Here is an 18495-nt window from a genome sequence, read left to right on the forward strand (position 1 = left end):
ATCCTCTTACTTAGGATACCCTAAGTAAGACTCACGAGATGCGGGAAGTCAATGGCCACGCGACAACGACGAACGCCGCAAGCGGCGAAGTTCGCGATCCTGGATGCCGCGGAACGGCGACTGCACGATGAGGGCCCCGAGGGCGTGCGCATCCAGCGCATCGCCGCCGATCTCGGCATGACCGATGCGGCCATCCATTACCACTTCGGCACAAGGGAAGCCCTGATGGACGCGCTCCTGCGCCGCATCGGCCGCCGACTGGTGGACGATATCGCGACGACCATCGAGTCCTGGGCGCCCGACGAGATCGACGTCGCTGCCCTCAGCCGCCTCTTTCAGCGCGCCTACGCGGACGAACGGGCCGCAAGGCTCGCGGTCTGGCTCAGCTTGGCCGGATGGCGACCAACGGGATCCGGCATGTTCAAGCCGCTGGTGGAACGGGTTCATCGGGCGCGGATCGAGGCCGCGCGCAAAGCCAAACGGCCCACGCCGAGGCTTTCTGACACGCAGTACGCCATCGCACTCCTGAGTGCGGCCCACATGCAAGCCGCATTGGCAGGCGACGCCTTGCTGGCCAGCGTCGCCGAGGACTCCAAAGGTCTCGACAATCGCGACTTCCTCAGTTTCTCGGTCGAATTGATCGCGCGTCGCCTCGCAGAAGCGTAATCAACCCCGCGCGCGCGGCTATCGCCGCACAAACATCAGGATCATGTTGTTGGCCGGCAACTCGAACGTCGCGGCCAGCTTCAGCCCGACGCTCTCCGCAAGCGTCTCGAGATCGGCGATGTCGCGGACGCCCCATTCGGCGTCGCGTTCGCGCAACGAGGTGTCAAACACGGCGTTGCTGAGCGCGGTGTGCTTGCCGCCGCGCTTGAACGGGCCGTAGAGGAACAGCCGACCGTCGGCGCGCAGATGCCGCGCGGCGCCGGCGAACAGGCCCTCGGCGACGCGCCACGGCGCGATGTGGATCACATTGGCGCAGAAGATCGCGAGCAGTTTGTCCGGACCTTTGCCGTCCGCTGGCGCCGGCGACCAGGCAGGGTCTGACAAATCGATCGGCTGCGGCGGCTGGATGTTGGCAAGGCCGGCATGCGCGCGCCAGGCTTCGATGCTGCGCAGGTGCGCGGCATGGAGGTCGCTCGGCCACCAAATGATGTCGGGCGTCTGGCCGGCGAAATAAACGACATGCTGGCCGGTACCGCTGCCGGCTTCCAGCACGTCGCCGGATCGGCCGGCAAGGTAATCCTTCAGGACCGCCCAGATCGGCTGGTGATTGCGGTGGAATGCCGCCGCGTCGAGCCGCCCATCCGCCTCGACCGGCCTGCCGTCCTTGCCGAACTCCACCACAAACTCCGCCACTACGCTTCTCCTGTTAGCCGAAAGTAGACCGCGCCGCTGCAGCCGGCAAAAGCGGAACTAGCATCGCGAAACTGCCCAACCCGTCCTCCTGAGGAGCGTGTAGCGCGTCTCGAAGGATTCACGGCCCCGATGGTGGCCGTCGACCCTTGGAGACGCCGCAAGAGCGCGCTCCTCCAGCGACAACGGCAAAGCCGTTGCGCGGGGATGACGGGTCTAATCTCGTCTGTGCTGACCACCTCTCTGGCATTAACCCCGTCGCAACGCGCCTATTCTCCGAGTTGCCAGCCGATGGCCTTTGTGCTTTCCACTCTTTATATTGCGATGGGATCATCGAGATTGAAGCCCGGGAAACGTCCTTGATCGCCACTTTCTTCAAGCCAGCCCTCGTCCTGGCGCTGCTGGCGGGTACCGCCATGGCCGCGCCCGCGCAGGCCCAGTCCGCCGCCGAGGGCCAGAAGCTCGCCTTCGACCGCGGCAAGGGCAATTGCCTGACCTGCCATGTCATCAAGGGCGGCGAGCTGCCCGGCACGATCGGCCCCGAATTGACCGGCCTCAAGGCGAAGTACAACCGCGACGAGCTGATCGCGATCGTGACCGACGAGACCAAGCGCAACCCGCAGACGGTGATGCCGCCGTTCGGCCGAAACCGGATTTTGAGCGAGAAGGAAATCGGCGCGGTGGTGGACTTCCTGCAGACGCTGTGACGCGGCGACATCAGCTTGAGGAGATTCTTTCGATGAACATCACGACCAGCGAATTTTCCGGAACGCGCCGCCTGGTGTTGAAGGGCGCGGGCGTCGCCGCGCTGATCGGCCTGGGCGTCATTCCGTTCGACGTGCCGCAGGCGCTCGCCGCCGCCAACGACAAATATCCGGAAGAGGCGTTCAAGCAGAAGAACGAGGCCGATGCGATCAAGGCGCTCTACGGCAAGACCGCCGAGCCCTCGGACAAGGTCAAGATGGACGCACCCGAGATCGCCGAGAACGGCGCTGTCGTGCCGATCTCCGCCACCACGACGCTAGCCGACGTCACCTCGATCTCGTTCCTGGTCAGCGAGAACCCGATCTCGCTGATCGCGACGTACAGGATTCCGGCCGGCACGCTGCCGAGCGTCGCCAACCGCATCAAGATGGCCAAGACCAGCAACGTCACCGTGATTGTCGAGGCCGGCGGCAAGCTCTACAGCGCCCAAAAGGAAATCAAGGTCACCGTCGGCGGCTGCGGCGGCTGAGCTCAATCAAGGGATAAACCAGATGGCATCGAGCATTCGCGTGCGCGCCACGTCAAACGGCGACACCACCGAGGTGCAGGCGCTGATCCAGCATCCGATGGATTCCGGCTTCGTCAAGGACGCCAAGGGCGAGATCATCCCGCCGCATTTCATCCAGGTGCTGACCTTCGAGTATGACGGCAAGCCGGTGTTCGTCGCCGACTGGGGCGGCGGCGTCTCCAAGGATCCCTATGTCAAGTTCGCCTTCAAGGGCGGCAAGAAGGGCGACGACCTGAAGGTCAGCTGGACTGACAACAAGGGCGCGACCGACACCACCACGGCGAAGATTCAATGACGCGGCGCTTCGCAATCCGCGCAGCAATCGCGGCGCTGGCGCTCGGTATGCTGGCGCCGGCCGCGCACGCAGCCGGCGCCGTCGATCCCGCCGCCGACAAGGCCGCCTTCCAGAAATTCTTCACCAACAAATTCCCCAAGCTGAAGCCCGAGGATTTCGTCAACGGTCCCTATTCGATGAATGAGGACCTGCACAAGCAGTGGGAAGAGAAGGAGCAGTTTCCGCCCTACGAGTTCTCGCTCGAGGCCGGCAAGGAAATGTTCTCGACGCCGTTCAAGAACGGCAAGACCTACGCCGACTGCTTCCCGAACCAGGGCATCGGCATCCGCCAGAACTATCCATATTTCGACGAGAAGGAAGGCAAGGTCGTCACGCTCGAGCTCGCGCTCAACCGTTGCCGCGAGGCCAATGGCGAGGCGCCGTTCTCCTATGTGAAGGACGACATGGCGGCGCTCACCGCCTACATGGCCTTCACCTCGCGCGGCAAGCCGATGGACATCAAGATCCCGGACGATCCGCGCGCGCTGGAGGCCTATCAGAAGGGCAAGGAGTATTTCTACACCCGCCGCGGCCAACTCAATTTCTCCTGCGCCACCTGCCACATCCAGAGCCCGGGCGAGCGGATCCGCGCCGAGGTGTTGGCGCCGGCGCTCGGCATCCTGAACGCGATGCCGATCTACCGCTCGGAATGGTCAGGCATGGGCACCACCAGCCGCCGCTTCACCACCTGCAACAGCCAGATCCGCGGCGTGCCGCTCAATCCGCAGGACGACGAGTACCGCAACCTCGAATATTACCTGTCCTATGTCAGCAATGGCCTGCCGATCTCGGGGCCGGGAGCAAGGCCATGAGCGCGGCGATGAGAGCCATCTTCGCGGCGTCGGCCCTGCTGATCGCAACGGTGACCACAGCCCTCGCCGCCTCCGAAGCCGACTACAAGGCGGCCTACGCCGCGGCTGAAGCCGCCAACAAGGAAGCAGGCCTGCTGCGCAACCAGTGGACCACGACAGCCTCGACGCTATCCGCCGCAAAAAAGGCCGGTGAGGCTGGTGATTTCGACACCGCAGTCGCCCAGGCTAAGGAGGCCGAGGCGCTGGCAAAGGCATCGATCTTCCAGGCCACCAGCGAAAAGGAACGCTGGAAAGACATGGAAGTTCGCTAAAGGCGCGCAGGCCACGGGGGCCGCGCGGAGAGAGTGATGATCATCCGCCGCCGGGATTTCCTGAAAGCTTCGGCCGCCGCGACGTTTGCGGCCGGCCTGCCCCGCCTCGCGCGCAGCGCCGATACCGCCAGCGTCTACGACTTCGAACGCTTCGGCAACGCCCGCATCCTGCACATGACCGACACCCATGCGCAGCTGAAGCCGGTGTTCTTCCGCGAGCCCGGCGTCAATATCGGCGTCGGCGCGATGGCCGGCCAGCCGCCGCACCTGGTCGGCAAGGCATTCCTCGACCGTTTCGGCATCCGGCCCGACAGCGCCGATGCCTATGCCTACACCTGCGTCGAGTTCGAGAAGGCCGCCGTCCGCTTCGGCCGGCTCGGCGGCTTTGCCCATCTGAAGACGCTGATCGACAAGCTGCGCGCCGATGTCGGCGAAAAGCGCTCGATCCTGCTCGACGGCGGCGACCTCTGGCAGGGCACCGGACTCGCCAATGCCATGAACGGCGCCGACATGGTGGAGGCCGCGAACCTGCTCGGCATCGAGGCGATGACCGGGCATTGGGAATTCACCTATGGCGAAGAGGTGCTGCGCGACAATCTCTCGCGCTTCAAGGGCGAGTTTTTGGCGCAGAACGTGTTCCTGACCGAGGAAGCCGCGTTCAACGACGCCAAGGCGTTCGATCCGGCCTCCGGGCGGGTGTTCAAGCCGTCCACGATCAAGGAGATCGGCGGCCATCGTGTTGCGATCATCGGCCAGGCCTTCCCCTATGTGCCGATCGCGCATCCCAAGCGCTTCACGCCGGACTGGAAGTTCGGCATCCGCGACGAGGAGCTGCAAAAACTCGTCGACGGCCATCGCAACAACGACAAGGTCGAGGCGGTGATCCTGCTGTCGCATAACGGCATGGACGTCGACCTCAAGCTCGCCAGCCGCGTCACCGGCATCGACGTCATCCTCGGCGGCCACACCCATGACGCGATCCCGATCCCGATCACGGTGACCAATGCCGGCGGCGTCACGCTGGTCACCAATGCCGGCTCCAACGGCAAGTTCATCGGCGTGCTCGATCTCGAACTCGCCAAGGGCAAGGTCGCCAATGTCCGCTACCGCCTGCTGCCGGTGTTCGCCGAGCTCCTGAAGCCCGATCCGGCGATGCAGACGCTGATCGACAAGATGCGCGATCCGCATGCCGACGAATGGAGCGACAAGCTCGGCACGGCCGATCGCCTGCTCTACCGGCGCGGCAATTTCACCGGCACCGTCGACCAGCTGATCTGCGATGCGCTGCTGAACGAGCTCAACGCCGAGATCGCGCTGTCGCCGGGCTTCCGCTGGGGCCTCACCACGCTCGCCGGCCAGCCGCTGACCATGGAGGACGTGCTGTCAGAAACCGCGATCACCTATCCCGAGACCTACATCGCGACGATGACCGGCAGCCAGATCAAGGATGTGCTGGAAGACGTCTGCGACAATTTGTTCAACGTCGATCCTTATTATCAGCAGGGCGGCGACATGGTCCGCGTCGGCGGCCTCGCCTACACCTGCACGCCGGGCGAGAGCGTCGGCAAGCGCATCTCCGAGCTGAAGCTCGGCAACGGCAAGCATCTCGATGCCGGCAAGCATTACAAGGTCGCGGGCTGGGCCTCGGTCAATCAGCAGACCGGCGCGCCGATCTGGGATGTCGTGGCCAAGCATATGCGCTCCGGCCGGCCGCCGAACCGCGACGAACCCGGCGTGACGCTGAAAGGCGTCGAGGACAACCCGGGCATTGCGAGGCACGGATGAGGCGGCGCGCGTTCATCGCCGCGCTCGGCCTTGCGGCGGTCGCACTGGCGACACCGCCGGCCCGCGCCCAGCTCGCGCCGTTGCAGGACAAGCCGTTCGCCGAGCACAAGGTCGTGCTGCAGCTGTCCGACAACGATCCGAAGAAGCAGGGCCTGGTCATCAGTGTCGCCAACAATCTGATGAAGCACTACGACCCCGACAAGGTCGCGGTCGAGATCGTCGCCTTCGGCCCGGGCATCGACCTGCTCAGGCCCGACAATGCCAACCGCAAGCTGGTCGAGAGCCTGGTCGCGCAGGGCGCGCGGGTCGACATCTGCCTCAACACCGTCGACACCATCGAGCGCGACACCGGCAAGCGGCCGGACTACATCGCCGCCGCCACCCCCGTGCAGGTCGGCGTCGCGCAGATCCTGCTTCTCACCGAGAGCGGCTACACGCTGGTCCGTCCCTAGGAGTCCTCCATGCTTCGCCGTCTCGTCACTGTGGCCGCGCTTTCGCTCGCCTTCGCAACCGGCGCACTCGCCGCCGACAAGCCGCACCACATCGCGATCCAGGTCGACCAGAACGACCCGCAGATCATGAATCTCGCGCTCAACAACGCGACCAACGTGATCGAATATTACCGCGCCAGGAACGAGGACGTGGAGGTCGACATCGTCACCTACGGCCCCGGCGTGCATATGCTGCGCAGCGATACCTCGCCGGTGCAGGATCGCATCAGGCGGCTCAAGGATTTCGTCTTCCCGGGCAAGATCCAGTTCTCCGCCTGCGACAACACCAGGCAGGGCATGGAGAAGGCCGAAGGCCACGCGATCTCCGTCGTCCCGGATGCCACCATCGTACCGTCAGGTGTGGTCCATCTGATGGAGCTGCAGGAACAGGGCTGGAGTTACGTTCGGCCGTGAGGCTCCAAAACTGCGGAGCATAGCCCGTCATCCCCGCGCAAAGGCTTCGCCTTTGTCGCTGGAGGAGCCGCGAAGCGGCGTCTCGAAGGATGCACGGCCCCGACGCCTCCGCGCGCTGCCATTCCTTCCGTGGAACGACCCGGGCCGTCCACCCTTCGAGACGGCTGCTGCGCAGCCTCCTCAGGGTGACGGGGCCGGGAGTCGCACGGGGATGGATTTACTTTGAATCGACCCTATCTATGGAATAATATCCTCTTCACGACTCGACCCGGAGAACAGGTAAGCCGTCATGATCTTTCGCCAGCTCTTCGACAGCGTGTCCGGCACCTACAGCTATCTGCTCGCGAGCCGCGCTGGCGGCGAGGCGCTGATCCTCGATCCGGTGCTGGAGAAGGCCGACCGCTACTGCAAGCTGCTGCAGGAACTCGACCTCCGGCTGGTCAAGGCCGTCGATACGCATCTCCACGCCGACCACGTCACCGGCCTCGGCGAGCTGCGCGACCGCACCCAGTGCATCACCATCATGGGCGAGCAGAGCAAGGCCGACGTGGTCTCGATGCGGGTCTCCGACGGCGACAGAGTGACGATCGAAGGTCTTTGCCTCGAGGCGCTGTACACGCCCGGCCACACCGACGATTCCTACAGCTATCTGATGGGCGACCGCGTCTTCACCGGCGATACGCTGTTGATCCGCGGCACCGGCCGCACCGATTTCCAGAACGGCAGCGCGCGGGCGCAGTATGATTCGATCTTCAACCGCCTGCTGAAGCTACCCGAGGAAACCCTGGTATTCCCCGCGCATGACTACAAGGGCGACACCGTCTCCACCATCGGCGAGGAGAAGCGTTACAATCCGCGGCTGCAGGTGAAATCAATCGACGACTATGTCGAGCTGATGAACAACCTCAATTTGCCGAACCCGAAGCTGATGGACGTGGTGGTGCCCGCCAACATGCATGTCGGCCTGCACCAGGACGAGCTGGCCAAGGAAGGCCTCTCTCTCAATGCGCGCGACGCCATCGCGAGCCTCGGCCGGCCCGATATCCTGCTGGTCGATCTGCGCGAGAGCGGCGAGCGCGCCAAGCACGGCACGCTCGCGGGCGCGCTGCACGCGCCCTATCCTGGGATTTGCGCCACCTTGCAGCCCGGCGGCATGCTGCGCGAAGTCGCGGCCGCGACCGGCCGCCGCGTCGTGTTCTTCTGCGCCTTCGGCGAGCGCTCCGCGATGGCGGTGGCGGCCGCGAAGAAGGCCGGGCTGGCGAACACCGCCCATATCGAGGGCGGCATGGATGCGTGGAAGAAGGCCGGCGGGCCGGTGGTGATGGGATAATCTCGTAGCCCGGATGAAGCGCAGCGAAATCCGGGGCCAATCCTTCCGCGGAACGACTTTCCCGGATTGCGCTTCGCTCCATCCGGGCTACGCGATCTACGTCGCTACCGCGTCACCCGCTTGAGTTCTTCCGTCAAGCGGTCCAGCGCATCAGCCAGCATCACGCCGCCGCACACCGTGAGCCGCTCGGGCAGCACGATGCGCTTGCTCTCCGGATAGAAGCGCTCCAGCGCCGGATGCAGCAGGAAGGCGCGGCCCTCGTCCTCGGCGCGGTCGCCGGCCTCCGACACCAGGATGAAATCCGGCCGCAGTTTCACGATCGCCTCCAGCGAAGCAAACCCGCCCGCGTCGAGCCCGAGCTCGCCGGCCGCATTGGTGAAGCCGGTCGCCGCCAGCAGCGAACTGATCAGGCTGCTGTCGCCCGAGACAAAGCCGCGCCGCTCCAGCGGCAGCACGCGATAATGATGGGCGCTCGCCACCGCCCGCGCCCGCGCGATCGCCGCATCGAGGCGCGCGATCTCGGCCCTTGCCCGATCCGGATGCTGCACCACATCGCCCATCGCACGGATCTGGTCCCTCACCTCGTCCAGCGTGCGCGGCACGGTGAACTCGACGAGGTGCAGCCCCTGCGCCTTCAAGAGATCGCGCGTCGCGCGCCTATCGAACAGGCTGACGACGACAAGGTCGGGCTTGAGCAGCAGCACATCCTCGGCCCCGCCCGACAGGCGCGGATAGTTTCGCGCTTTCTCGGCGGCCCAGGATTGCCAGGCATCGCGCGAAAAGCGGCTGAGGCCAAGGATCTGGTCCGGACCGGCCAGCGACAGCACGAGCTGGTCGCTGCAGACATTCATCGAGACGATACGCGGTCCAGCGGCGGACATGGGGCCGCACGACATCAGCCATGCCGCCGCGGCCAAAGCTGCGAGACGCCGCGTGCGCATCAGACATCCGCCCATGGCACGATGACGGCTTCGCGCTGGAATTCAGCGCGGTAGGCGCTGACCCGGAACACGCTGGCGAGAACTGCTTCCGACAACGCTTCAGCCGGCGCGCCCTGCGCCGCCAGCCGGCCCTCCGACAGCACCAGCACGTGGTCGGCAAAGCGCGCGGCGAGCCCGAGATCGTGGGTCACCACGATGACCAGCACGCCGGTGTCGGCGACGTTGCGCAGCTTCTGCATCACGTCGATCTGGTGACGCGGATCGAGCGAGGCGGTCGGCTCGTCGGCGAGGATCACCGGCGCCTCCACCGCCAGCACCCGGGCCAGTGCGACCCGGCTGCGCTCGCCGCCGGAGAGCTCGGTGACGCGGCGATCGCCGAACTCGGTGACGTCGACCGCCTGCATCGCCCGCAGCACCGCCTCGATATCCTTCGGCGACAGCCGCGCCGGATCGGTCGCGCCATGTGGATAGCGGCCGAGCGCCACGATATCGCGGGCCGGCAGCGGCCAATGCACCATGTGCCCCTGCGGCAGATACGCGAAACGCTTCGCCCGCTCGCGCAGCGGCAGCGACGCCAGCGCGTCGCCGCCGATCCTGATCTCGCCGTCGGAGGGGATCAGCCCGGCCAGCGCGCGCAGCAGCGTGGTCTTGCCCGCGCCGTTCGGGCCGACCAGCGCGACCAGATGGCCCGCTTCCAGCGATAGCGAAACATCGTGCAGCACTTCGCGGCTGCCGAGCGAGGCGTTGAGCGCGGTGGCGGACAGCAGCGTCATGCCACGCCTCCGCCGAGCGCGCGGCGTTCGCGCATGATCAGATAGAGGAAGAACGGCACGCCGATGATCGAGGTCAGCACGCCGACCTTGATGTCCGAGGTCGAAGGGATGATGCGCACCGCGATATCGGCCGCGAGCAGCAGCGCCGAGCCGGTGAGCGCGCTCGGCACCAGCAAACGCGCCGGATCGTGACCGATCAGAGGGCGCATCAGATGCGGCGCAATGAGACCGATGAAGCCGATCGTGCCTGACACCGCGACCGCGCCGCCGACGCCGAGCGCAGTCCCCGCGATCACGAGCAACCTTAGGCGTCCGACATCGACGCCGAGGCTCTGCGCCGCCTCCTCGCCGAGCGTCAGCGCGCGGAACGCGTTCGCCTGGCTGAGCAGGACGGCCGCGCCCGCGATGATGAAGGGCAGCGCCAGCGCCACGTGCTGGAAGCTGCGGTCCTCCAGCGAGCCGAGCAGCCAGAATGCGATCTCCAGCACCACGAACGGATTGCTGGAGAGATTCATCACCAGCGCCGTCGCAGCTCCGGCAAAGCTCGAGATCGCGAGTCCCGCGAGGATCAGAATCAGCAGCCCGGCATTCCGGCCGGCGATCGCGAGCAGCGCGAACACCGAGGCGAACGCGGCGATGATCGCCACCACCGGCAGTGCATAGGACCGCACATCGGCGAGGCCCAGCGCAATCACCAGCACCGCGCCGAATGCCGCCGATTGCGGCGCGCCGAACAGCGACGGCGAGGCCAGCGGATTGCGCAGCAGTCCCTGCAGCGCTGCACCCGATAGCCCGAGAATACCGCCGATCGCGAACGCCAGAATGGTGCGCGGCAACCGGATCTCGCGCACGATCACCTGCGCCACGTCGCTGCCGCCGCCGAACAGCGCCTCGATCACCGCAAGCGGCGACAGCCGCACCGGCCCGATGCCGAGCGAGAGCACCAGCAGCAGCACCACGAGCGCGAGCAGCGCCGCGGTGGCGCTCCACCGGCGCCGCGCCGCGACCTCGGCCGCCAAGGTAAAATCCTGCACGCTCATTGGATCCATGCTCTTACAGCGATCGCCGTGGCAGGCAAGCGACACCCGCCAAAAACCGTAGCCGCGCGACCGCTGCCCGACGTCCGCCGGGTTGACATTGCTGCCGAGCCGAACCCTAGATGAACATGACGGTTCTTTCACGAGATGAAAAGGGAATGCGGTGCGGGGAAACTTCCCCAACGCCGCGGCTGCCCCCGCAACTGTATGCGGTGAATCCTTCGTCAGATGCCACTGGGAATCTCGGTCCTGGGAAGGCGACGAAGGGTAACGACCCGCGAGCCAGGAGACCTGCCGTCAGCCGTGGTCACACGCGAAGATGCCGGTCGGGGAGTACAGGCATGAGCTTCACCTGATGCGAGAGCGCATGGTGAGACTGGTTCGCGGTGACGTGCCACTGACGTTACCGAGGTCTCACTTAGATGTTCTCCAACTCTTCCCCCCGGCGCCGCCGCGCGCTTTTGCTCGCGTCGACGATGATTGCGCCGACAATCGTTCCCTCGACCGCACGGGCGCAGCAGGCGCCCTCTCCCAATCAGCTGCCGGCGATCGAAATCACCAGACCCGGCGACCAGAATTTGACGCGCGCCAAGCCGGGCGCTGACGAAGCGCGGGCGCCGCGCCGCCCGGCGCCGGGCACCACGCAAGGCAACAATGTGGACAGCGGAGCAGGATCGAGCACGACAGGGACTGGACCGGCCACCGGAACGGGCGGCACAGGTGGCGGCGGCCGGCAGTTCGCCGGCATCGTCGGCTCTTCCTCGACCGTGATCACCGCCGACGACATCGCGCATTCGCCGGTGCAATCGCTGCCCGAGATTCTCGCGCAGGTACCCGGCGTGCAGCTGCAAACGCTTTACGGCGGGCCGAACGGCGCCAAGACCGCGGTCGACCTGCGCGGCTTCGGCGCGTTCGCCTCCGACAACACCCTGTTCCTGCTCAACGGCCGACGCCTCAACGACGTCGACAAGGCCGGCTTCGATCTCACTACGATCCCGCTCGATTCGATCGAGCGCATCGAGATCACGCGCGGCAATAGCGGCGCGGTGCTCTACGGCGACAACGCGGTGGGCGGCGTGGTCAACATCATCACCAAGACCGGCGCCGGCGGTCCGCCGGCCACGATCCGGGCCGAAGGCGGTTTCGGTTCGTTCAACACCCGCATGGCCGCGGTCTCCGCAGCGCTCAATGCGGGCCCGTGGTCGACCTCGTTCTACGGCAACGGCATCAAGTCCGACGGCTACCGCGTCAACAACGCGCTCGACCAGCGCAACGCCGTCGGCAACGTCAACTACACGACATCGGATCTCGCCGCCTTCCTCACCGTCACCGGCAGCGACCAGAAGCTCGGCCTGCCCGGCGGACGGCTGGTCGATCCGTCGATCGGCGTCAACGAGCTGCTCACCGATCGCCGCGGCGCCGCGACACCCTTCGACTATGCCAACCAGCAGACCGCCAGCGTCACCACCGGCTTCACCAAGACGCTGATGTATGGCGTCGACCTCATCGTCGACGGCGGCTGGCGCCAGCGCGAGACGCAAAGCGGCTTCTTCGGCACCGTGCCGACCATCAGCTTCGCCTCGACCTACAATGATGCCGCGCTGCAGACCTGGTCGATCACGCCGCGGCTCAGCGTCAAGAACGTGATGCTGGGCATGCCGTCGACGATCCTGACCGGCATCGACTATTACGATTCGACATTCCGCGAAGCGCGTGGCGCCTATCAAGGCGTCGATCCCACCCACATCTACAATATCGAGCAGCAGACCGTGGCCGGGTACTGGCAGCATACGATCGGCCTGCTGCCGACAACCGACTTCTCCTACGGCGCGCGCGTCCAGAACACCAGCGTGTCGGCACGCGATCGCTACGATCCGAGTGCGCCGTTTGCGTTCGACACACAGGCGGCGCCGCTCGACAGCAACGAGACGCAATACGCGCTGCATGTCGGCGCCGAGCATCGCTTCACCGACACCTTCTCGATGTTCGGCCGCGCCGCCCGCGCATTCCGCACGCCCGACGTCGACGAGCGCGTCGCCTCGGGTCCGTCATTCGACCCGCTGACCTTCGCCCCGATTCCGCAGAACTTCCAGCTCAAGACCCAGACCTCGCAGGACGTCGAGGGCGGCTTCCGGGTCAAGACCAACCTGTTTCAGGTGCAGACCAGCGTCTATCTGATGGATCTCGAGAACGAGATCCATTTCAACCCGGTGCTGTTCTACAACGTCAACCTCGACCCGACCCGCCGCTACGGCTCGGAGACCAGCGCCTCGCTCAGGGTTAGCGACAGCGTGACCCTGCGCGGCGGCATGGCGATCACCCGCGCCGTGTTCCGCGAAGGCATCTGGGCCGGCAACGACGTGCCGCTGGTGTCGCGCTACACCGGCAATCTCGGCGTGACCTGGAACATCTGGCAGAACTATCTGGTGTTCGATGCCACGGTGCGGGCCTGGAGCTCGCGCATCATGGACAACGACCAGGCCGGCACCCAGAGCCGGATTCCCGGCAACGCCACCGCCGATCTCAAGCTCAGCGGGCAAGTCGACCGCTTCTTCTGGTCGCTGAGCGTGAACAATCTGTTCAACGCGCTGTACTACGACTACGCCATTGCGAGCTCGTTCACGGCCGGCCGCTTCTCGGCCTATCCGCTGCCCGGCCGCACCTACATGGTCAGGGCGGGCGCGACGTTTTAGAGCTATCGGCGCGGCGGGTGTGACCCCGCCGTGCCACCTCCTCATATTACAAGCGGCCGCAAACTGGAGTAGAATTCCGGCAGATGATTTGACCCGCGCAGGGGAAACGCATGGCCAAGGCCGGAAAGAAGAGCAAGGGCAGCGGCAAGATCGACGACAAGACCGACGACAAGTCGAAAAAGCCTCCGCCTCCCGCGACGCCACAGGACGACGATTATTACGAGGACGGCGACATCGCCACGCCGAAGGTCGATCGCTACGGCAATGATGACGAGCCGTTGTGAGGGGTTGAGCGATATCCATCCCCCGTCGTCCCGGGCAAGCGAAGCGCGACCCGGGACCCATAACCACGAATGCCAATTGTCTCGCAATGCTGGGGCCACAGCCTTCTTCGACAACCCAATACTGTGGTTATGGGTCCTGGCTTTCGCCAGGACGACGTGGTGAGGTATCTCGCAGAAAATCCTCCCCCTCGATCGTCTTGATACTTGCGCGATCCAGCAGATGCGCACCGAAGCCGCCGCGCGCCAGCGATGCGGCGATCGGCGGCGATGCCAGCAGCAGCGCGGTCGTCATCGCGAGCGGTACGGCACTGAGCCAATCGAGCCGCACCGGCGTCAATTCCTCGGAGCTCGCCCGATAAAGACCTTCGCCCGCGGCGATGCGGCCACATTCCCTGATCAGGTCGCGCCGCGTGCCGTCGCGCGATGCGCTGCCGAGCAGCGCCTGCATGGCGAGATGCGTCCGCACCCCGGCACGGCCCTCGGGTAGCGGCGCCGGCGTCTCGCCCAGCGAGACGCGCAGCAGAAGATCGACCAGATCGGTGCCGGACCGGTACGCGTTGACAGGCTCGACCAGCCGCGGGTTGCAGTCGATCAGCAGCGGCGTTGCGCTGTCGAGCGGCATGATGACGTCGACCGAGAGTGCCCCGTGCCAGCCGAGCTGCGCGCCGATGGTCTCGAGCGCGGCGCGGATCGCCGGCCGGCTCACGCTCTCCTTGATCGCCTCGCCGCCGCCGACACCGGCCGCGATCTGCCGGTAGGCGTGGAAGCCGACCAGCCTGCCGCGGCAGAACACCGACTGGGCCTTCTCGACCGTGCCGGTGATGAGGTCCTGCGCCAGCACCTCGCCGGCAAAATCGCCGGCGGATTCGAGATCATAGAGCGCGCGGTTGAGATCGCCCGTGTCGCGCACGAACCAGACGCCGCGGCTTGCGGTGCCGACCGACGTCTTGACCACGGATGGAAACCGCAGGCCGTCGCGCAGTCCGTCGGCCGACGTCACGATCCGGGTCGGCGGCTGCGGCAGGCCGAGCTGGTCGAGCAGCCGGCTGAAGCCGGCCTTGCTATGCACGGCGCGATAGCTGTCGAAATCCGGCAGCGCGAGGCCGGTCCGTGATGTCAGCCGCGCCGCGGCGCGGGCGAACAGGAAGCCCTGCTCATGGGTCGGCAGCAGCACATCGAAATGCCGTGCCGCCAACAGGAGCTCGACGAAGCGGAGGAAGCCGGCCGGATCTGACCGCAGCGGCGGACAGTGATGGTATTTGCGGACAAAGCGGGAATAGCGCGCCAGGCACCAGCGCGAGGGGTCACAGACCTCGACGTGATGGCCGGCCAGCCCCAGGATCGTGATCGCCTCGCGGCCGGAGGTGCTGGAGCCCTCTGACACAAGCACCCGGAGCGGCTTTTTGGCGTCGATCATGGCCGATCATCACCGCAGGACCGCACTTTGTCGCCGCCTTTAATGCCGCATGTGTCGATCCGGCACGCCCGCGCCGGGGGCAGCCATGCGCCCGCGTTCATGGACAATTAGCGGCCAGCCTTTATTTTCTGCCGGCCCTGCCGGGCATTTTTTGACGCGTTTTCGTCACGCGAACCGGGACCACTTCGCTCGAAAACGCTTTGGAATTGGGGCTTCACTGACATGGTCGACATTCTGGCCGCACCGCAGCAAGCGAAAGCCGACAGCGCGCTGCGCACGTTGACGGGGATTTCGGTCGCCCATTGGGTCAGCCATTTCCATATCTTCGTGCTGCCGATGCTGTTCCCGTTCCTGAAGCAGCAGCTCGGCGTCGGCTATGTCGAACTCGGGTTCGCGCTGACGGTGTTTGCGGTGGTGTCGGGCCTGACCCAGGCGCCGATCGGCTACCTCGCGGACCATATCGGCGCGCGCAAGATCCTGCTGATCGGGCTGACCATCGGCGGCTGCGCGCTGATCGGGCTCGGCCTGCATCTGAGCTATACCTCGCTGATCGTCTGTGCCGTGGCGCTTGGCCTCGCCAACAGCGTCTATCATCCGGCTGACTACGCCATCCTCTCGGCCCACATGGACGAGGCGCGGATGGGCCGCGCCTTCTCGATCCACACCTTTGCCGGCTTCCTCGGCGGCGCGGTGGCGCCGGCGATCATGGCGGCGCTGGTCGCCTCGATCGGCGGCCTCGGCGCGCTGGTCGTCGCCGGCGCGGTCGGCCCGCTGGTGGCGCTGTTCCTGATGGTGCTCGGTATTCCCGATGCCGGCGCCAACAAGAACAAGCCGAAGGACGACGCAGCACCGAAGGCCAGCGTGATCACGCCGGCGCTGATGGTGCTGACGGCGTTCTTCACGCTGCTCAGCCTGTCGACCTCGGGCATCAATAATTTCGGCGTGGTCGCGCTGATGGGCGGCTACGGCGCGTCGTTCTCGACCGCCAACATCGCGCTCACCGCGTTCCTCGGCGCCAGCGCCGCGGGCGTGCTTGCCGGCGGCTATCTCGCCGACTGGACCCATCGCCACAGCCAGCTCGCCGCGGCCTGCTTCGCGGTCAATGCCGTGCTGGTGCTGCTGATTGCGCTGATGAACCTGCCGCCGGTGGCGCTCACCTTCGCGATGGGGCTCGCCGGATTCCTCGGCGGCGTGATCGCGCCGTCCCGCGACATGATGGTGCGCAACGCCGCGCCTCCAGGCGCGGCCGGCCGCGCCTTCGGCATCGTCTCCACCGGCTTCAACTTCGGCGGCATCGTCAGCCCGCTGCTGTTCGGCTGGATCATGGACCAGCACATGCCGCATTGGGTGTTCGGCGCGTCGGTCGGCTTCATGGTGCTGACCGTGCTGCTCGCGCTGGTCACCGAGCGCAAGCCGCAGGCCTCCGGGCTTGCGATCCAGGCGCAGCCCCGTTAGTCAACCCGCGCGGATCGCCTTCCGCCGCAGGACTCACCGGCCCCAGAATGGGGGCACCGTCTTGAACAGCCGCCAACTCTTGCGCAGCGTTTTCGCCATCGCGATCTGATCGCGGGCGAGCCAGCCGGCCATCGCGCCGATGCCGAGATGAAGCGCAGGCTGGTCGTCCTGCCGGATGGCATGGAGCAGCACGCGCGTGCTCCCGATGTCGCACACCCGCCCCAGACTGGTCTGCAGCCCGGCGAGCCGCTTCACGTAGCGCTTCGCCGGCGCGTGGGACACATAGAGCGGCAGGAAGAATTCCGCCGCATAGCGCAACTTCTTGAGGTTGATTCTGAGATTGTGCTGCGCGTGGATATCGAGCCGCCGGAAGCGCGCGCCGCGCTTCAATGTCTTGCGATGCAATCGTTCCAGAATTTGATCGGCGAGCACCGGCATTGGCTGCGACAGCACAGCCAGCGCTTCGCTGTCGATCTCGTTGCGCCAGCCGCGGCGTTCCACCAGATGTCCCAGCGAGAGCAGGAAGCGGCTGCATCGGGGGTCAGCCAGGACGCTTTGCAAGGTCCCGTAGCTCGACTTCCGTTGCTGTTGAACCGCCTGGCGGAGGCCATCCAGGTCGATATCCGGAACCGCGCTGACCAGGCGGTTGATCGTCGTCTCGGCGAAGACGTCCCAATCCCTCGCCTTGCCGAGTTGCCGCATCAGCCATTTTGCTTCGCCGTTGATCGCCAGGAATGCCGGCGATGGAATGTCGCGCCGGAACAGCGCGCAGATCGTCCGCAAGCGTCGCAAGGCCACGCGCATCTGGTGCACGCCCTCGGGATCCGATCCCTGCTCGGCCACCGCATGATTTCTCAGAAGATGGTGCCAGCAGGAGCCCACCAGCAGCGCGATGACGTCGTCGACCGCAAGCTCCGCGGTGATGCCCGGCAACTCGGCCTTCGCCGCCGATGGCGCGACGTCGAACGCGAGCGCATAGCCGCGTTCCGCCTTGCTGCGCGTGCCGATCTGCAGCGGTGCTGCATCGAGCAACTGGGTTCCGAGATCAAACAGGACGCCGGCATTGCCGCTCTTCAGTTCAAGCTCGATTTCCGACAGCACCTCCTGGCGCGCATCGGCCTCGATCGTCCCCTCGTCGAATGCGATCTCAACCGACGCATCGGGCAGATCGAGCTGCCGCGCGTGGCGGCGCACTTTTGTCGCGAACACCGGCACCAGCGCAACGTTGCTCAGCGCCGTCACGGGATCGCCGATCTCGTCGGCGGGGAACCGCGCCAGATCAGGGGCGATGCCTTCAACCGCCGCCTCCCATTGGCGTCGCATCAGAGGCTGCGCGCCGTTGGGCGAAAGCTTCAGCGTCTGGATGAAGGTCTTGCCGCTGCGTCGCACCCGCAGCGACATGCCATGCTGAAACAGCAGCCGCTCCGGCGTGTCGTAGTAGACCGTCTCCAGCCGGTGAAATGCGCCGCGATTGCGCGCATGCTGCACGATACAGGCTGCCTCGCGCAGTTTTTCGAGGCTTCCTTGCGGCGCAAGCAGCTTGAGTTCGATTTCCGCCTGATCGCCATGCCTGACGGCAATGGGAGTCCCCGCATCGGTCACGACCGGCCGCCGTCCATTCAATGATATCGCCCCCGCCATGGTCTATGAAGGTTTCATGACAATGACAAGGCATAACGCGCCATTGCAGCCTGCATTGGCCGCGAATTGTATCTAAAACCGCGCCTTTAAGTTGGATTTGGTCGCATCGCCATCCAAGCGCGAGAACCGCGCTGAAGCGTTATGCGCA

Annotated in this window: 19 protein-coding genes and 1 riboswitch; of the genes, 13 read left to right on the forward strand and 6 right to left on the reverse strand. The window is 65.8% G+C overall.

Annotation, left to right across the window (positions count from 1 at the left end):
* Positions 1-51: 51 nt before the first annotated feature.
* A complete protein-coding gene (locus ACOIX3_RS39760; RefSeq protein WP_420967436.1) occupies positions 52-666 on the forward strand; it encodes a TetR/AcrR family transcriptional regulator in 615 nt (204 codons plus the stop codon).
* 18 nt (positions 667-684) lie between these two features.
* Here the strand turns inward: ACOIX3_RS39760 and ACOIX3_RS39765 are convergent, their stop codons facing one another.
* A complete protein-coding gene (locus tag ACOIX3_RS39765; RefSeq protein WP_420967437.1) occupies positions 685-1359 on the reverse strand; it encodes a DUF938 domain-containing protein in 675 nt (224 codons plus the stop codon).
* Between the two features lie 413 nt (positions 1360-1772).
* Between ACOIX3_RS39765 and soxX the strand changes: the two genes are divergently transcribed.
* The 9 genes from soxX to ACOIX3_RS39810 all read left to right on the forward strand — a co-directional run bounded on the left by soxX (position 1773) and on the right by ACOIX3_RS39810 (position 8106).
* Entirely contained in the window at positions 1773-2063 is a 291-nt protein-coding gene (soxX, locus tag ACOIX3_RS39770; protein WP_420971910.1) for a sulfur oxidation c-type cytochrome SoxX, read from the forward strand.
* A 32-nt stretch (positions 2064-2095) separates the two neighbouring features.
* A complete protein-coding gene (gene soxY / locus ACOIX3_RS39775) occupies positions 2096-2590 on the forward strand; it encodes a thiosulfate oxidation carrier protein SoxY (RefSeq protein ID WP_212316861.1) in 495 nt (164 codons plus the stop codon).
* A 22-nt stretch (positions 2591-2612) separates the two neighbouring features.
* A complete protein-coding gene (gene soxZ / locus ACOIX3_RS39780; protein WP_420967438.1) occupies positions 2613-2924 on the forward strand; it encodes a thiosulfate oxidation carrier complex protein SoxZ in 312 nt (103 codons plus the stop codon).
* Positions 2921-3775, forward strand: coding sequence for a sulfur oxidation c-type cytochrome SoxA (gene soxA, locus ACOIX3_RS39785; protein WP_420967439.1), 855 nt, complete (start codon positions 2921-2923; stop codon positions 3773-3775). The genes soxZ and soxA overlap by 4 nt, the downstream gene beginning before the upstream one ends.
* Before the next feature lie 8 nt (positions 3776-3783).
* Complete coding sequence (locus tag ACOIX3_RS39790; RefSeq protein ID WP_420971911.1) at positions 3784-4086, forward strand: hypothetical protein; 303 nt, start codon at positions 3784-3786, stop codon at positions 4084-4086.
* A gap of 36 nt (positions 4087-4122) precedes the next feature.
* Entirely contained in the window at positions 4123-5871 is a 1749-nt protein-coding gene (gene soxB / locus ACOIX3_RS39795) for a thiosulfohydrolase SoxB (protein ID WP_420967440.1), read from the forward strand.
* Entirely contained in the window at positions 5868-6323 is a 456-nt protein-coding gene (locus ACOIX3_RS39800; RefSeq protein WP_420967441.1) for a hypothetical protein, read from the forward strand. Before soxB ends, ACOIX3_RS39800 begins: the two co-directional genes overlap by 4 nt.
* A 9-nt stretch (positions 6324-6332) precedes the next feature.
* Complete coding sequence (locus tag ACOIX3_RS39805; RefSeq protein ID WP_420967442.1) at positions 6333-6776, forward strand: DsrE family protein; 444 nt, start codon at positions 6333-6335, stop codon at positions 6774-6776.
* 289 nt (positions 6777-7065) lie between these two features.
* Positions 7066-8106 (forward strand): MBL fold metallo-hydrolase, encoded by a 1041-nt coding sequence (locus tag ACOIX3_RS39810; RefSeq protein WP_420967443.1) that lies wholly within the window; start codon positions 7066-7068, stop codon positions 8104-8106.
* A gap of 104 nt (positions 8107-8210) precedes the next feature.
* Here the strand turns inward: ACOIX3_RS39810 and ACOIX3_RS39815 are convergent, their stop codons facing one another.
* Genes ACOIX3_RS39815 through ACOIX3_RS39825 form a run of 3 tightly spaced genes read right to left on the reverse strand, consistent with a single transcriptional unit; the run spans position 8211 to position 10860 of the window.
* Positions 8211-8987, reverse strand: a complete 777-nt coding sequence (locus ACOIX3_RS39815) for an ABC transporter substrate-binding protein (protein WP_420967444.1) — start codon at positions 8985-8987, stop codon at positions 8211-8213.
* A 59-nt stretch (positions 8988-9046) separates the two neighbouring features.
* On the reverse strand, positions 9047-9820 hold the full coding sequence (locus ACOIX3_RS39820) for an ABC transporter ATP-binding protein (protein WP_420967446.1): 774 nt from the start codon (positions 9818-9820) through the stop codon (positions 9047-9049).
* Positions 9817-10860: a FecCD family ABC transporter permease gene (locus ACOIX3_RS39825; RefSeq protein ID WP_420967447.1), complete on the reverse strand. Its 1044-nt coding sequence runs from the start codon at positions 10858-10860 to the stop codon at positions 9817-9819. Before ACOIX3_RS39825 ends, ACOIX3_RS39820 begins: the two co-directional genes overlap by 4 nt.
* Positions 10861-10972: 112 nt before the next feature.
* Positions 10973-11171, forward strand: a riboswitch (cobalamin riboswitch).
* Between the two features lie 162 nt (positions 11172-11333).
* Between ACOIX3_RS39825 and ACOIX3_RS39830 the strand changes: the two genes are divergently transcribed.
* The gene (locus tag ACOIX3_RS39830; RefSeq protein ID WP_420967448.1) at positions 11334-13550 is read left to right on the forward strand and encodes a TonB-dependent receptor; all 2217 of its coding nucleotides are present in this window, start codon (positions 11334-11336) and stop codon (positions 13548-13550) included.
* Positions 13551-13660: 110 nt separating this feature from the next.
* Positions 13661-13834: a hypothetical protein gene (locus ACOIX3_RS39835; protein WP_420967449.1), complete on the forward strand. Its 174-nt coding sequence runs from the start codon at positions 13661-13663 to the stop codon at positions 13832-13834.
* Between the two features lie 127 nt (positions 13835-13961).
* Here the strand turns inward: ACOIX3_RS39835 and ACOIX3_RS39840 are convergent, their stop codons facing one another.
* Entirely contained in the window at positions 13962-15251 is a 1290-nt protein-coding gene (locus ACOIX3_RS39840) for a hypothetical protein (protein WP_420967450.1), read from the reverse strand.
* A 222-nt stretch (positions 15252-15473) separates the two neighbouring features.
* Between ACOIX3_RS39840 and ACOIX3_RS39845 the strand changes: the two genes are divergently transcribed.
* The gene (locus ACOIX3_RS39845; protein WP_420967451.1) at positions 15474-16706 is read left to right on the forward strand and encodes an MFS transporter; all 1233 of its coding nucleotides are present in this window, start codon (positions 15474-15476) and stop codon (positions 16704-16706) included.
* A 33-nt stretch (positions 16707-16739) separates the two neighbouring features.
* On the opposite strand, the gene ACOIX3_RS39850 is transcribed toward ACOIX3_RS39845, so the two are convergent.
* A complete protein-coding gene (locus ACOIX3_RS39850) occupies positions 16740-18308 on the reverse strand; it encodes a CHAD domain-containing protein (RefSeq protein ID WP_420967452.1) in 1569 nt (522 codons plus the stop codon).
* Positions 18309-18495: the final 187 nt, after the last annotated feature.

This window comes from Bradyrhizobium sp. B120 (assembly GCF_049075665.1).
GTDB lineage: Bacteria > Pseudomonadota > Alphaproteobacteria > Rhizobiales > Xanthobacteraceae > Bradyrhizobium.